11 protein-coding genes are annotated in these 14,830 nt (G+C 62.6%); 10 read left to right on the forward strand and 1 reads right to left on the reverse strand.

The window, feature by feature from the left end; all coding sequences use genetic code 11:
• Positions 1-77: 77 nt before the first annotated feature.
• From FFR93_RS30775 to FFR93_RS30820, 10 genes are all read left to right on the forward strand, one after another.
• Entirely contained in the window at positions 78-980 is a 903-nt protein-coding gene (locus FFR93_RS30775) for a 3-keto-5-aminohexanoate cleavage protein (RefSeq protein WP_064709282.1), read from the forward strand.
• A gap of 7 nt (positions 981-987) precedes the next feature.
• Positions 988-2,478, forward strand: a complete 1,491-nt coding sequence (locus FFR93_RS30780; protein WP_138395966.1) for a carnitine 3-dehydrogenase — start codon at positions 988-990, stop codon at positions 2,476-2,478.
• Between the two features lie 10 nt (positions 2,479-2,488).
• Complete coding sequence (locus FFR93_RS30785) at positions 2,489-3,649, forward strand: acyl-CoA dehydrogenase family protein (protein WP_138395967.1); 1,161 nt, start codon at positions 2,489-2,491, stop codon at positions 3,647-3,649.
• A gap of 4 nt (positions 3,650-3,653) precedes the next feature.
• A complete protein-coding gene (locus tag FFR93_RS30790) occupies positions 3,654-5,708 on the forward strand; it encodes an acetate--CoA ligase family protein (RefSeq protein WP_138395968.1) in 2,055 nt (684 codons plus the stop codon).
• Positions 5,709-5,714: 6 nt separating this feature from the next.
• On the forward strand, positions 5,715-6,497 hold the full coding sequence (locus FFR93_RS30795) for a carnitinyl-CoA dehydratase (protein WP_138395969.1): 783 nt from the start codon (positions 5,715-5,717) through the stop codon (positions 6,495-6,497).
• A gap of 115 nt (positions 6,498-6,612) precedes the next feature.
• Positions 6,613-8,202, forward strand: a complete 1,590-nt coding sequence (locus FFR93_RS30800) for an ABC transporter substrate-binding protein (protein ID WP_138395970.1) — start codon at positions 6,613-6,615, stop codon at positions 8,200-8,202.
• A gap of 89 nt (positions 8,203-8,291) precedes the next feature.
• Positions 8,292-9,299 (forward strand): ABC transporter permease, encoded by a 1,008-nt coding sequence (locus FFR93_RS30805; RefSeq protein ID WP_064709288.1) that lies wholly within the window; start codon positions 8,292-8,294, stop codon positions 9,297-9,299.
• Entirely contained in the window at positions 9,296-10,123 is an 828-nt protein-coding gene (locus FFR93_RS30810; protein ID WP_138395971.1) for an ABC transporter permease, read from the forward strand. The genes FFR93_RS30805 and FFR93_RS30810 overlap by 4 nt, the downstream gene beginning before the upstream one ends.
• Entirely contained in the window at positions 10,116-11,747 is a 1,632-nt protein-coding gene (locus tag FFR93_RS30815; protein ID WP_138395972.1) for an ABC transporter ATP-binding protein, read from the forward strand. Before FFR93_RS30810 ends, FFR93_RS30815 begins: the two co-directional genes overlap by 8 nt.
• A gap of 20 nt (positions 11,748-11,767) precedes the next feature.
• Complete coding sequence (locus FFR93_RS30820) at positions 11,768-13,771, forward strand: CocE/NonD family hydrolase (protein WP_138395973.1); 2,004 nt, start codon at positions 11,768-11,770, stop codon at positions 13,769-13,771.
• A gap of 3 nt (positions 13,772-13,774) precedes the next feature.
• Here the strand turns inward: FFR93_RS30820 and FFR93_RS30825 are convergent, their stop codons facing one another.
• Positions 13,775-14,686 (reverse strand): alpha/beta hydrolase, encoded by a 912-nt coding sequence (locus FFR93_RS30825; protein ID WP_138395974.1) that lies wholly within the window; start codon positions 14,684-14,686, stop codon positions 13,775-13,777.
• Between the last annotated feature and the right edge of the window lie 144 nt (positions 14,687-14,830).

Below are 14,830 nucleotides of genomic sequence, written 5' to 3' on the forward strand. Positions count from 1 at the left end.
GTATCAAGTGTCTCTGATAGTGCAAAGCATCATTGTCCGTCCTGGCGCGTAATGCTGCATAGACGGGAGAACAAAAAATGCCTCTTGCTATGAACCGCGATGTCTTCATCACCTGTGCCGTGACCGGCGCCGGCGATACGGTTTCCAGATCCAGCCACGTTCCCATCACTCCCAAGCAGATCGCGGTTTCCGCGATCGACGCCGCCAGGGCTGGGGCGGCCGTCGTTCACTGCCATGTCCGCGATCCGGAAACGGGGGCTGCCAGCCGCCGCAACGATCTCTACAGGGAGGTCACCGACCGCATCCGATCGGCCGATGTCGACGTCGTCCTCAATCTCACCGCCGGCATGGGCGGGGACCTGATCTTCGGCGATGTCGAAACCCCCCTTCCCCTCAATGCGAAAGGCACTGACATGGCGGGCGCCACCGAGCGCGTCAGCCATGTCGCCGAATGCCTGCCGGAGATCTGCACGCTCGACTGCGGCACGATGAACTTCAATCTCGGCGACTATGTCATGACCAATACGCCGGCCATGCTGCGGGCGATGGCGAGGAAGATGACGGATCTCGGTGTGCGGCCGGAGATCGAGGCCTTTGACACCGGCCATCTCTGGTTCGCCAAGCAGCTTGCCGAGGAAGGCCTGATCGAAGATCCGGTGCTGATCCAGCTCTGCATGGGCATTCCATGGGGCGCGCCCGACGATCTCAACACCTTCATGGCGATGGTCAACAACGTGCCCGACAGCTGGACCTTTTCGGCCTTTTCGATCGGCCGCAATGCCATGGCCTATCCGGCAGCGGCGGTTCTCGCAGGCGGCAACGTTCGTGTCGGTCTGGAGGATAACCTCTTCGTCGGCAAAGGCCAACTCGCCACCAATGCGCAGCTCGTCGAAAAGGCCGTGCAGGTGGTGGAAGGCATGGGCGCGCGGATCATCGGTCCGCAAGACGTCCGCGATAAACTGAAACTGACGAAGCGCTGAGGGCGGTATGACAAGGATCAGCAAAGCGGCTTGCATCGGCGGTGGCGTTATCGGCGGCGGATGGATCGCCCGTTTCCTGCTCGCCGGCATCGATGTCGACGTCTTTGACCCGCATCCGGAGGCAGGCCGGATCGTCGGCGAAGTGATTGCCAATGCCGAAAAGGCTTATGCCATGCTGACTGGCGCACCGCTACCTCCGCGCGGCCGGTTGACATTCTGCAGCACACTCGTGGAAGCCGTCGCCGATGCCGACTGGATCCAGGAAAGCGTGCCGGAAAGGCTCGACCTCAAGCGCGGCGTGCTGACACAAATTGATGCTGCGGCGCGTCCCGACGCGTTGATCGGCTCTTCCACCTCGGGACTGCTGCCGACCGATCTGCAGCGGGATATGAAGCACCCCGAGCGCCTTTTCGTCGCCCATCCCTACAACCCCGTCTATCTGCTGCCGCTCGTCGAAATCGTCGGCGGCGAGAAGACCTCGGCAGCGACCATCCGGGCAGCGATGGAACGATTGCCGCCGATCGGCATGAAGGGTGTCCACATCGCCAAGGAGATCGAAGCCTTCGTCGGCGATCGCCTGCTCGAGGCGCTCTGGCGCGAGGCCCTTTGGCTCATCCACGACGATATCTGCACCGTCGAGACGCTCGACGACGTCATCCGCTATTCCTTCGGCCTGCGTTGGGCGCAGATGGGCCTGTTCCAGACCTACCGCATCGCCGGCGGCGAAGCCGGCATGCGCCACTTCCTCGCCCAGTTCGGCCCCTGCCTCGCCTGGCCCTGGACCAAGCTCACCGATGTCGTCGACCTCGACGATGCGCTGATCGAAAAGATCGGCCGGCAATCCGACGAGCAGGCGGCTGGACTTTCAATCCGCGCGCTCGAACGCCTCCGCGACGAAAACCTCGTCGGCATTCTGCAGGCGCTGAAAGGCGGCGATGGCGGCAAAGGCTGGGGCGCCGGCAAGCTGCTGAAGGATTTCGAACAATCGCTCTGGGCGCGAGGCGGCGGTCCGGCCGTCACGGTCGATGCGTCAAAGCCGCTGAGGCTCGTCGAAACCAAGGTGAGCCCCGCCTGGGTCGATTATAACGGCCACATGACCGAACACCGCTACCTCCAGGTCTTCGGCGACACGTCGGATGCCTTGCTGCGCCTCGTCGGCGTGGACCTTGCTTATGTCGAGGCAGGCCACAGCTACTATACGGTGGAAAGCCATATCCGCCATCTCGGTGAGGCCAAGCTCGGGCAGGCGATCCATTCGACCTGCCAGGTGCTCGCCGCCGATGACAAGCGGCTGCACGTTTTCCACACTCTGTACGACACGGCGACCGACGAGGCTCTCGCCACCGCCGAGCACATGCTGCTGCATGTCGACAGCAAAGCCGGCAAGGCCGTGCCGGCGCCGGCCGCCGTGCTCGACAAGGTAAAGACGATCGCCGCGGCTCATTCGGAATTGGCGCTGCCCGAAGGCGCCGGTCGTCACGTCGGCGAAAGGCGGTAGGAGGAGCGGCATGAATTTCGGCCTCAGCGAAGAACAGGAAATGATCGTCAACACGGTTCGCGCCTTTGTCGAGACCGAAATCTATCCGCATGAGAACGAGGTCGAGCGCACCGGCATCGTCCCGCGGGAGCTCGGGCGCGAGATCCAGCGCAAATGCATCGATCTCGGCTTCTACGCCTGTAATTTCCCCGAGGAGGTCGGCGGCGCCGGCCTTGACCATGTCACCTTTACCCTGGTCGAGCGGGAGCTCGGACGCGGCTCTCTTGGGCTCACGGTATTTTTCGGCCGGCCCTCCGGCATCCTGATGGCCTGCGAGGGCGAACAGCGCGAGCGTTACCTGCTGCCTGCAGTGCGCGGCGAGAAGATCGATGCGCTCGCCATCACCGAGCCGGACGCCGGTTCCGATATGCGCGGTATGAAATGCACGGCCCGCCGCGACGGCGGCGACTTCGTCCTCAACGGCACGAAGCACTTCATCTCGCATGCCGATGTCGCCGATTTCGTCATCGTCTTTGCCGCGACGGGCGAGGAGGAAACGGCGAAAGGCATCAAGAAGAAGATCACAGCCTTTCTCGTGGATCGCGGCACGCCGGGCTTTCAAATCCTCAAAGGCTACGAATCCGTCTCGCATCGCGGCTACCATAACTGCACGCTGAGCTTCGAAGATTGCCGCATTCCCGAAGCCCAGGTGCTGGGCGAGGTGCATCGTGGGTTCGATATCGCCAATCAGTGGCTTTACGGCACCCGGCTGACGGTCGCCGCCACCTGCGTCGGCCGGGCGCGCCGCGTCTTCGAAATGGCCCTGCCCTATGCGGCCGAGCGCAAGCAGTTCGGCAAGCCGATCGGGGCCAACCAGGGCGTGTCGTTCAAGCTTGCCGACATGATCACCGAGATCGACGCGGCCGACTGGCTGACGCTTGCGGCCGCCTGGCAGGTCGATGCTGGCCGTCCCGCGGACCGGCAGATCGCCTCGGCCAAGCTCTACGCCTCCGAGATGCTGGCCCGCGTGACAGACGAGGCGATCCAGATTTACGGCGGCATGGGCCTGATGGACGATCTGCCGCTCGCCCGCTTCTGGCGCGACGCGCGTGTAGAGCGCATCTGGGACGGCACCTCCGAAATCCAGCGGCACATCATCAGCCGTGACCTTCTCAGACCTTTGGGAGCGTGAGCCGATGACCTCTCGCCCACTCGACCGCCTGCTCAGACCGCAAACGATCGCCGTCTTCGGCGGGCGCGAGGCGCGCAGGGTGATCGAGCAATGCGACCGCATGGGCTTTTCAGGCGAGATCTGGCCCGTTCATCCCAGATTGGACGATGTGCTCGGGCGCCCCTGCTATCGTTCCGTCGCCGATTTGCCTTCGGCACCGGACGCCGCTTTCGTCGGCGTCAACAGGATGCTGACGGTCGAGATCGTGCGCGCCCTTTCAATGGCCGGCGCTGGCGGCGCGGTCTGTTATGCGTCCGGCTTCAGCGAAGCCACGGCGGAACTCGGCGACGGCGCCGAGTTGCAGCAGGAACTGCTTTCGGCGGCCGGCGACATGCCGATCCTCGGGCCGAACTGCTACGGCCTCATCAATGGGCTCGACGGCGCGTTGCTCTGGCCCGATCAGCATGGCATGCGCCGACTGGAAAAAGGCGTCGCGATCCTCACCCAGTCTTCCAATATCGCCATCAACCTGACCATGCAGACGCGCGGCCTGCCGATCGCCTATGTGGTCACGGCAGGCAACCAGGCGCAGACATCGCTCGCCGATATCGCCTGCGCGCTGATCGAGGATCCGCGCGTCACGGCGGTCGGCCTCCATGTCGAAGGTTTCGGGCAAATCGCTTCCCTCGAGCGCCTCGCCGCCATCGCCCGCCGGTCGAAGAAGCCGGTCGTCGTGCTGAAGGTCGGCAGGTCCGAGCAGGCAAAACACGCGGCCGTGTCGCATACCGCCTCGCTTGCCGGCAAAGATGCGGTGGCGGATGCCGTGCTCGCTCGTCTCGGCATCGGCCGTGTCCAGAGCCTGCCGGCACTGCTCGAAACCTTGAAGTTGCTGCATATCGCCGGGCCTCTCAAATGCAATTCGATCTCGTCCATGAGCTGCTCTGGCGGCGAGGCTTCGCTGATGGCGGATGCCGCTGTCGGCCGCAATGTGGAGTTCCCCGCACTACAGCCGCAGCAATTGCCGCGCTTGCGGCGGGCGCTCGGCGAAATGGTCGCGCTTGCCAATCCGCTCGATTACCACACTTTCGTTTGGGGCGATGTTGTGCGCCAGACCGAAGCCTTCAGCGCAATGTTCGAAGGGGACTACGCGCTTAATCTCGTGGTTCTCGATATTCCACGTGGTGACCGCTGCGATGCGTCCGAGTGGGTGATGACGGTAGACGCGGTCATCGCGGCGGCCTCCGCCACCGGTGCGCTGGCCGGCGTGCTCGCGACCCTTCCCGAGAACATGCCGGAGCTTGTCGCCGAGCGCCTGATGGCCAATGGCATCGTCGCCTTCTCGGGTACCGACGAAGCCATCATCGCGGCGGAAGTTTCCGCTGGGATCGGCGATGCCTGGGGTCGTCCGCCTCCCCTGCACCTGCTCAACGTCGTCCCTGTCGATGGCGAGCTCGAGACGCTGACGGAAGCGGATGCGAAGATCGAGCTTGCTGCCTGCGGCCTCCCAGTTCCCCGGGGGCTGAAGGCTTTTTCTCCCGGCGAAGCCGCCGCGCAGGCGGAACGGCTCGGTTTCCCTGTCGTGCTGAAGGGGCTCGGTATCGCGCATAAGACTGAAGCCGGGGCCGTCGTCCTCAACCTTAAGGATATTGAAGCCGTGACGAAAGCGGCGGCGGAAATGGCATCGAATGCCGGTTATCTCGTCGAGAAGATGATCGATCCGCCGGTCGCCGAACTCATTGTCGGCGCCATGCGTGACCCTGTTTTCGGTTTGTCTCTCACCTTGGGAGCGGGTGGAATCTTCGTTGAATTGGTTGAAGATTCCGTCATCCTGCCGCTTCCGGCAACGAAAACTCAGATTCACGCGGCGATTTCGCGTCTCAAACTGGCGAAACTGATCTATGGCTATCGCGGCCGGTCAAGAGGTGATCTCGAAGCTACGGTCGATGCTGTCGCAGCTGCGGCAGAATATGTCGTAAAGAATGCGGCGCGCTTGGAGGAACTGGACATTAATCCGTTGATGGTTCTTCCCGAGGGGCAAGGTGTTGCCGCAGTCGATGCCCTGATACGGCGAAGGAGGTAGCATAGGTTGAGCGACCAGATACGCACACGACGGGACGGCGGAGTGCTTGAAGTCGTCATCGACCGGCCGAAGGCAAACGCCATCGACCTCGCAACCAGCCGCGCCATGGGATTGATCTTTCGCGATTTCCGCGACGACCCTGACTTGCGCGTCGCCATCGTCACGGGTGCGAGCGAAAAGTTTTTCTGCGCCGGATGGGATCTAAAGGCGGCTGCTTCGGGCGATGCTGTCGACGGCGACTACGGCGTGGGTGGCTTCGGTGGGCTGCAGGAACTGCGTGACCTCAACAAGCCCGTCATCTCAGCGATCAACGGCATCTGTTGCGGCGGCGGACTGGAGATCGCGCTCGCGACCGATCTGATACTCGCTGCCGAGAATGCGACTTTTGCCTTGCCGGAAATCCGCTCCGGCACGGTTGCCGACGCCGCGTCGATCAAGCTGCCGAAGCGCATCCCCTATCATATCGCCATGGACATGCTTTTGACGGGGCGTTGGCTCGACGTTCACGAAGCGCATCGCTGGGGTTTCGTCAATGAGATCTTGCCGGCCCAGCGCTTGATGGCGAGAGCCTGGGAGCTTGCCCGATTACTCGAAAGCGGGCCGCCGCTCGTCTATGCTGCGATCAAGGAAATCGTGCGCGAAGCGGAGGGTTCGACGTTCCAGACTGCCATGAACAAGATCACCAAGCGGCAGTTTGCAACGGTCGACAGACTCTATTCGAGCGAAGACCAATTGGAAGGCGCGCGGGCTTTCGCGGAGAAGCGAAGCCCCATTTGGAAAGGACGATGAGGAGGCGGCGGCAACCGCGCATTTTCCCGCATGATGCGGGCACCGGAGGCGGAGAGGAAACTGCCTGCGATCCTGCCCGGAAGTTCTGTCAACGCACCAAAGAAGGAACAGGGGAATGAACGACTACACCAAATATCTCGCAAGCCGCGTCACCGCCGGCGGGCTCAGCCGCCGCGAATTCATGGGACGCGCGATGGCGGCCGGCATCACACTTGCCGTCGCCGACAAGCTCTTCACCGAAAGTGCCGAAGCCGCGGAACCGAAGCGCGGCGGCCATCTGAAACTCGGCCTCGAAGGCGGTGCCGCCACCGATTCCAAGGACCCGGCGAAGTTTCTGTCGCAATTCATGTTCTGCGTCGGCCGCTGCTGGGGCGACATGCTGGTCGAATCCGACCCGCTGACGGGGGCTGCCGTGCCGGCGCTCGCCGAATCCTGGGAGCCGTCGAAGGATGCCGTCACCTGGACGTTCAAGATCCGCAAGGGCGTCAAGTTCCACGACGGCAAGGAGCTGACGATCGACGACGTCGTCGCGACGCTGAAGCGTCACACCGATGCAAAGTCGGAATCCGGTGCGCTCGGCGTTCTCGGCTCGATCAAGGAGATCAAGGCCGATGGCGGCAACCTCGTCCTGACGCTCAGCGAAGGCAATGCCGATATGCCGCTGCTGCTCTCCGACTACCATCTGGTCATCCAGCCGAATGGCGGCGTCGACGATCCGCTCGCCTCGATCGGCACCGGCCCCTATAAGATGACGAGCTTCGAACCTGGCGTCCGCGCCACCTTCGAGAAGAACAAGGACGACTGGCGCAGCGACCGCGGCTATGTCGATTCGATCGAAATCATCGGTATGAACGACGCCACCGCCCGTATCGCGGCGCTCTCGTCGGGCCAGGTACACTACATCAACCGCGTCGACCCGAAGACCGTCAACCTCTTGAAACGCGCTCCTAATGTCGAGATCCTCTCGACCGCCGGCCGCGGCCATTACGTCTTCATCATGCATTGCGACAAGGCGCCGTTCGACAATAACGACCTGCGCCTTGCGCTTAAATACGCGATGGACCGGGAGACCATGGTGGAGAAGATCCTCGGCGGCTACGGCAAGGTCGGAAACGACTTTCCGATCAACGCCACTTATGCATTGTTCCCAGAGGGTATCGAGCAGCGCGCCTACGATCCCGACAAGGCTGCCTTCCACTACAAGAAGTCGGGCCACAGCGGCTCGGTCCTCCTGCGCACCTCGGAAGTCGCCTTCCCCGGCGCCGTCGATGCCGCCGTCCTTTATCAGGAAAGCTGCAAGAAGGCCGGCATCGAGATCGAGGTCAAGCGCGAACCGGGCGACGGTTACTGGACCAACGTCTGGAACGTCCAGCCCTTCTCGACCTCCTACTGGGGTGGCCGGCCGACGCAGGACCAGATGTATTCCACCGCCTATCTCTCAACGGCGGACTGGAACGATACCCGCTTCAAGCGGCCCGACTTCGACAAGCTGCTGCTGGAGGCCCGTGCAGAGCTCGACGAAGCCAAGCGCAAGGAGATGTATCGCACCATGGCGATGATGGTGCGTGACGAAGGCGGGCTGATCCTGCCGATGTTCAACGATTTCGTGAACGCCTCCACTAAGCAGGTGAAGGGCTATGTCCATGATATCGGCAACGACATGTCGAACGGCTACGTCGCAACCCGCGTCTGGCTGGATGCCTAAGGGGCTTAGCGCCCTTTGATCTCCGACGAAGCCGGGACCGCGGGATAAGACCTGCGGTCCCTCCTGACGTTTTACGAGAGGCCTCCGCCATGACCAATCCCGCTCCGAGCAATATCTTGCCCGGCCTCAGGTTCCGACAGCGATTTCCGTTGCTGGCCCTTATCCTCGAACGCCTGCTGCTCAGCGTCGTTCTGCTTTTTGCCGTCTCGATCCTCATCTTCGGCGGCCTCGAAGCTCTTCCCGGCGACTTTGCCACCACCTATCTCGGCCAGTCGGCGACGCCGCAGGCAGTCGCCAATATCCGTCAGGATCTCGGGCTCGATCGGCCGGTGACGACGCGTTATGTCGAATGGCTCGGCAATGCCGTTCAGGGCGATTTCGGCACCTCCTGGGCCAGCAAGAACTCGGTGAGCGAACAGATCGGCAAACGTCTCGGCAATTCGCTTTTTCTGGCGGGTTTCGCAGCTGTCATATCGGTGCCGCTCGCTGTCGGGCTCGGCATGCTGTCGGTGCATTTCCGCAACCGCCTGCCCGACAAGATCATCAACGTCATCTCGCTTGCGGCGATCTCGCTGCCGGAATTTTTTATCGGCTACCTGCTGATCCTGTTCTTCGCGGTGAAGTTCGGCATGGCGACCTTCCCGGCGACTGTCTACGACAGCATGGTTTTCACAGAGCGGTTGAAGGCGATCGCCCTGCCGACGGCGACCCTGGTGCTCGTCGTGCTCGCGCATATGATGCGCATGACGCGCGCGGCGATCCTCTCCGTCATGTCCTCGGCCTATATGGAGACGGCTGAACTGAAGGGTTTGAGCGCCTTCCGCGCGATCGTCAAACACGCCGCCCCCAACGCGCTCGCGCCGATCATCAATGTCGTGGCTTTGAACCTTGCCTATCTCGTCGTCGGGGTCGTCGTCGTCGAGGTTGTCTTCGTCTATCCCGGTATGGGGCAATATATGGTCGATGCGGTTACCGTGCGCGACATGCCGGTCGTGCAGGCCTGCGGCCTGATCTTCGCGGCCGTCTACATCTTGCTCAACATGATGGCCGACATTCTCGCGATCATCGCCAATCCCCGACTGAGGCATCCCCGATGAGAGCAAGAGACATCCCCATCACCGCCTGGATCGGCATGGCCGGCATCGCAATTGCCTTCATCTTTGCGATCTTCGCGCCTTGGATTGCGCCCTATGGCGAAACCCAGGTCGTCGGCGACGTCTGGCAGCTGCCGGACGATAAATATATTTTCGGCCTCGACAATCTCGGCCGCGACATTCTCTCGCGGCTGATCTACGGCGCGCGCACCACCTTGCTGGTCGCTTCTGCCGCCACCATCATCTCCTTTTCGCTCGGCGTCATTTTGAGTTTCACCGCAGCGGTGTCGCGGGGGCTGATCGACACGGTGTTCTCGCGCTTCAATGACCTGATGATGTCGATCCCGACGCTGATCTTCGCACTGGTGGTGCTGGCGGTCCTGCCGCAGAACATGGTCGTCCTGATCCTCGTCATGGCGGTCCTGGATTCCACCCGCGTCTATCGTCTCGGCCGTGCCGTGGCGCTGGACGTCGCAGTGATGGAATTCGTCGAAGCGGCGAAGCTGCGCGGGGAAGGCAAGCTCTGGATCATCTTCCGCGAGATCCTGCCGAACACGCTGTCGCCGCTGCTGGCCGAGTTCGGCCTGCGCTTCGCCTTCTCGATCCTGTTCCTCTCGACGCTGTCCTTTCTCGGCCTCGGCATTCAGCCGCCGGCGGCGGATTGGGGCGGCATGGTCAAGGACAACAAGGACGGGATCATCTTCGGCATATCGGCCGCCCTTGTGCCGGGTACGGCCATCGCCGTCCTCGCCATCTGCGTTAATCTGGTCGTCGACTGGCTCCTGAAACGCACATCCAGCCTCAAGGGAGGGCGCGGCGATGCCTGAGCTTCTTTCCGTCCACAATCTGAAGATCGAGGCGACCAGCTATCCGCCCGGCGAACCGCCCAAGCGGGTGACGATCGTCGACGGCGTTTCCTTCGACCTTCAGAAGGGCAATGTTCTCGGTCTGATCGGAGAATCGGGCGCCGGCAAGTCGACGATCGGCCTCTCGGCGCTGGCCTATGGCCGCGGCGGCGCCGAAATCACCGGCGGCGAGGTGCGGCTCGGCGGCACCGACATTCTGGCGCTCGGCAAGAACGGCATCCAGAAAATCCGCGGCGCCCGGGTCTGCTACGTCGCCCAATCGGCGGCGGCCGCCTTCAATCCGGCGCACAGGCTCGGCGATCAGGTGATCGAAGCGTCGGTCAAGCATGGTCTGATGACCAAAGATGAGGCGCGCAAACGGGCGCTTTATCTGTTCCGTGTTCTCGGATTACCCAACCCCGAAAGCTTCGGTGAGCGCTTTGCCCATCAGGTTTCCGGCGGCCAGTTGCAGCGCGCAATGACGGCGATGGCGCTTTGCTCGAACCCCGAACTCATCGTGTTCGACGAGCCGACGACGGCGCTTGACGTCACCACGCAGATCGACGTGCTGGCGGCGATCAAGCATGCCATCGAGGAAACGCATACAGCCGCGCTCTACATCACCCACGACCTTGCCGTCGTCGCCCAGATCTCCGACGACATCATGGTCTTGCGCCATGGCAGGCAAGTGGAATACGGCAGCGTCCAGCAGATCATCGAGGCGCCGCAACAGGACTATACGCGCGCCCTCGTCAATGTCAGGCAAGCCTATCGCGACGAAGCCGCAGACCAGTCATCGGCCCTACTCAAGGTGGAAAATCTCAGCGCCGAATATTCCAACGGCTTCAAGGTGCTGCACGATGTCTCACTGCATGTCCCCAAGGGTCAGACGCTTGCGGTCGTCGGCGAATCCGGCTCGGGTAAATCGAGTCTGGCGCGCGCCATCACCGGCCTTTTGCCGCCGAGCAGCGGGCGTATCGTCTTTGACGGCAAGCCTTTGATGCCAGGCCTCAAGAGCCGGCCCAACGATGATCTCCGGCGCATTCAGCTGATTTACCAGATGGCCGACACGGCGATGAACCCGCGCCAGACGGTGCGCGACATCATCGGCCGCCCGCTGACTTTCTACTATCGCCTGAGAGGTGCAGAGAAAACCGCCAGGGTCAAGGAATTGCTCGATCAGATCGAAATGGGCAATGGCTTCATCGACCGCTATCCGGCTGAACTGTCCGGCGGCCAGAAGCAGCGGGTAGCGATCGCCAGAGCGCTTGCCGCCAAGCCAGAACTCATCCTCTGCGACGAGCCGACCTCGGCGCTCGATCCGCTGGTGGCGGAGGGCATCCTCAAGCTGCTGCTGCGCCTGCAGGAGGAAGAGCAGCTTTCCTATGTCTTCATCACCCACGACATCGCAATCGTCCGGGCGATCGCCGATAGCGTGGCGGTGATGCATCGCGGCAAGCTGGTGCGCTTCGGCCCGAAATCGACGGCGCTGTCGCCGCCCTTTGACGATTACACCGACCTGCTTCTGAAATCCGTACCGGAGATGGAAATCGGCTGGCTGGAACGGGTGCTTGCCACACGTCGTATGGAAAGCGCCGGCAACTGAATGGGCATCAAGGAATCAGCATGACCTCGCGCGGCTTTACCACCATCGAGAATGAATGGATTACGCTGAAGGATGGAACGCGGCTTGCCGCGCGCATGTGGATGCCCGAGGGCGCGGAGGACGATCCCGTTCCCGCCGTCTTCGAATTCCTGCCCTATCGCAAGCGCGACGGAACCAGTCTCCGTGACGAGTCGACCTATCCGGTCTTCGCGGCCGCAGGCATTGCCGGCGTGCGTGTCGATATTCGCGGATCCGGAGAATCCGATGGCGTCATCGACGGCGAATATACCGAGCGCGAGCTTGCCGATGCCTGCGAGCTGATCGCCTGGATCGCCGAGCAGCCATGGTCGAACGGTTCGGTCGGCATGATGGGTATCTCCTGGGGCGGCTTCAACAGCCTTCAGGTCGCAGCATTGCGCCCGCCGGCGCTGAAGGCGGTCATCTCGATCGCCTCGACCGTCGACCGGTACAACGACGACATCCACTACAAGAACGGCTGCCACCTCTCCGCCCAACTCTCCTGGGCGGCAACCATGCTCGGCTACCAGTCGCGCCCGCCCGATCCGGTGCTCGTCGGCGAGCGCTGGAAGGAGATGTGGCTGGAACGTCTGGCCGGCGAACCGTTCTTCATGGAGGAGTGGCTGGCTCACCAGCGGCGCGACGGTTTCTGGCGACACGGTTCGATCTCAGAGGATTTTTCGGACGTGGATATCCCAGCGCTCGTCATTGCCGGCTGGGCGGACGGCTACCGCAATACGCCTCTGATGGCGGTGGAAGGTCTCGGCGGAAAGGCAAAAGCGCTGATCGGCCCGTGGGTTCATAAATATCCGCACTTTGCCTGGCCGAAGCCGCGCGTCGACTTCCACAGCGATGCGATCGCCTGGTGGAACAAATGGCTGCGCGGCGAGGACAATGGGATCGACCGCCTGCCGCAGGTCCGCGCCTACATTCTCGACGCCGTCAGGCCTGCCGCCCGACGCGACAGCGATCCAGGCTTCTGGATCGCCAAAGAGGACTGGTCGCCGCCGCGGATGCAATGCTTCTATGTCGAGCAATTCGGGCGGTTGACGCAAGGCATGCCGATCCCGCATGCGCCCGAGCATCCCATCTATCTCCATTCGCCCCTCGACACGGGCACGGCATCGGGGGAATATTTTACGCTGAAACCCGACGCCGAAATGGCCATCGACCAACGCTGCGACGATGCCGGCTCTCTCGTCTTCGACACGGCGCCGCTTGCAGGGGATCATGACTATCTCGGCCGGCCCGTCGTGACGCTTGCGTTGCGCGCGCACGCGACCGGCGGCAATCTCTGTGCCCGGCTGGTCGATGTCCATCCGGACGGCACGGCCACGCGTGTCGCCTTCGGCGTGATCAATCTCACCCACCGTCACGGCAATGCCGATCCTGAGCCGCTCACGCCGGGAGAGAGAGTGCCGATCCGGCTCATGCTCGATGCCTGCGGCTATCGCTTCCGCAAGGGGCATCGCATCCGCCTTTCCCTTTCGACCGCCTATTGGCCGATGATCCTGCCGCCGCCCGATGATCATGGCGTCGAGATCGATATTGCAACGCTCGGCCTGGCGCTGCCCTTGCTCGGGGACCACCGGAAGATCGAAATCGATGAACCGGCCAATCCCGATCCCCTGCCCAAATATATCGAGCATGCAGGCGCCGCGACGAAGCGTCAGGTCGTCCGGGACCTCTCGGCCAACCGCACGGATTATCGTATCCACGAGGAGACCGGGCTTTACGAACATCCCGAGACTGGCCTGTCGACGCGGCAATTGCGGGAGGAGGTCTGGTCGATCTCGCCGGATGACCCGCTGTCGATGACCGGCACTTCGACCTGGACCTGCGACATGCACCGGCCCGGCTGGTTCGTCCGCACCGTCGCGACCGCGCGAATTGCCTGCACCGCGAATGATTGGATCATCAGCGCCTTCGTCACTGCTTTCGAGGATGATGTGCAGATCTTCGAAAAGATCTTTGCCGAAAAGCGGATCGCGCGCGACCTGATGTGATCGTCAGGGCGCCGCGAAATGCCGAACCGCCTCGCAGACGGCGTGGAAGCCGTCGCGCGCGCCTTCACTCATGTGCCGGGCGCGCAGCCAGGCATGCACCATCTGCGGTTCCTCCCGAAAGGAGACCTCGACACCCTCCGCTGCGAGCCGGGCCGCATACTGGCGGCCGTCGTCTCTCAAGGGATCGAAATGCGCGACGGTGATGAAAGCGGGCGGCAGCCCGGCAAGCGACGATGCATTCAGCGGTTCGGCGACTTCGGCGCCTGCCGGCGCCTGCAGGATCTCGCGATAATAGGCGACATCGGCCGTGGTCAGGCCAGGCGCCGCAGCCATTTCGACATAGGAACCGGCAGTCAGGTCTCCACCGAGTGCCGGATAGATCAGGACCTGACCGACGACGCCGGGCAGGCCTTCGTCGCGTGCGCGTAATGCAAGGCCCGCCGCAAGGTTGCCGCCGGCGCTGTCGCCGATCAGCACGACCTTGTTGCTGGCCGAAAGGAGATGCTTCAGCACGGCAAAGCCGTCATCCGTCTGTGCCGGCCAGCGATATTCGGGAGCCAGGCGATAATCGACGGAAACGAGTTCTGCACCGGCAAAATCGGCAATCTCCGCACAGATGGCATGATGGCTCTCCAGCGAACCGACGACGAAACCGCCGCCATGGAGATAGAGAAGAACCGTGCGCGTGCTGATCTTGCGGGGACGGTAGCGCCGGATCGGAATGCGCTGGACCATGCCGTCGGCAAAAACCATGTCAGGCGGCAGCGGGCGGTCGAACCGCGCGCATAGGGCATCGTACCAGTTTCGCTGCTGCTCGACTGACGCTTCGACGGCGTCCTGGGGATAGAAACTATCGCAAATATCGAGAAACTGCAGGATGGCTTTTTCAGTAGGGACAGGCGATGGAGCGGACATGAAGAGTCCTTTCGATTTGGGACATGCAGATCCATGCCCTTGGCCGACTCTGCCATCATCATGCGCCTGCGGGGCGAAGGCAATCTGTCTGGTCGCGACTCGCGGATGTCGTGATGCTTCATTATTTTAAGCTGCGCCCGAGAT

Source organism: Rhizobium sp. MHM7A (genome assembly GCF_005862215.1).
Classification (GTDB): domain Bacteria; phylum Pseudomonadota; class Alphaproteobacteria; order Rhizobiales; family Rhizobiaceae; genus Rhizobium; species Rhizobium bangladeshense.

Excerpts from the sequence above, each read along its gene's own strand:
- FFR93_RS30815 (WP_138395972.1), top strand. The coding sequence starts at position 10,116 with ATGCCTGAGCTTCTTTCCGTCCACAATCTGAAGATCGAGGCGACCAGC.
- FFR93_RS30810 (WP_138395971.1), top strand. The coding sequence starts at position 9,296 with ATGAGAGCAAGAGACATCCCCATCACCGCCTGGATCGGCATGGCCGGC.
- FFR93_RS30785 (WP_138395967.1), top strand. The coding sequence starts at position 2,489 with ATGAATTTCGGCCTCAGCGAAGAACAGGAAATGATCGTCAACACGGTT.
- FFR93_RS30790 (WP_138395968.1), top strand. The coding sequence starts at position 3,654 with ATGACCTCTCGCCCACTCGACCGCCTGCTCAGACCGCAAACGATCGCC.
- FFR93_RS30800 (WP_138395970.1), top strand. The coding sequence starts at position 6,613 with ATGAACGACTACACCAAATATCTCGCAAGCCGCGTCACCGCCGGCGGG.
- FFR93_RS30775 (WP_064709282.1), top strand. The coding sequence starts at position 78 with ATGCCTCTTGCTATGAACCGCGATGTCTTCATCACCTGTGCCGTGACC.
- FFR93_RS30825 (WP_138395974.1), bottom strand. The coding sequence starts at position 14,686 with ATGTCCGCTCCATCGCCTGTCCCTACTGAAAAAGCCATCCTGCAGTTT.
- FFR93_RS30805 (WP_064709288.1), top strand. The coding sequence starts at position 8,292 with ATGACCAATCCCGCTCCGAGCAATATCTTGCCCGGCCTCAGGTTCCGA.
- FFR93_RS30780 (WP_138395966.1), top strand. The coding sequence starts at position 988 with ATGACAAGGATCAGCAAAGCGGCTTGCATCGGCGGTGGCGTTATCGGC.
- FFR93_RS30820 (WP_138395973.1), top strand. The coding sequence starts at position 11,768 with ATGACCTCGCGCGGCTTTACCACCATCGAGAATGAATGGATTACGCTG.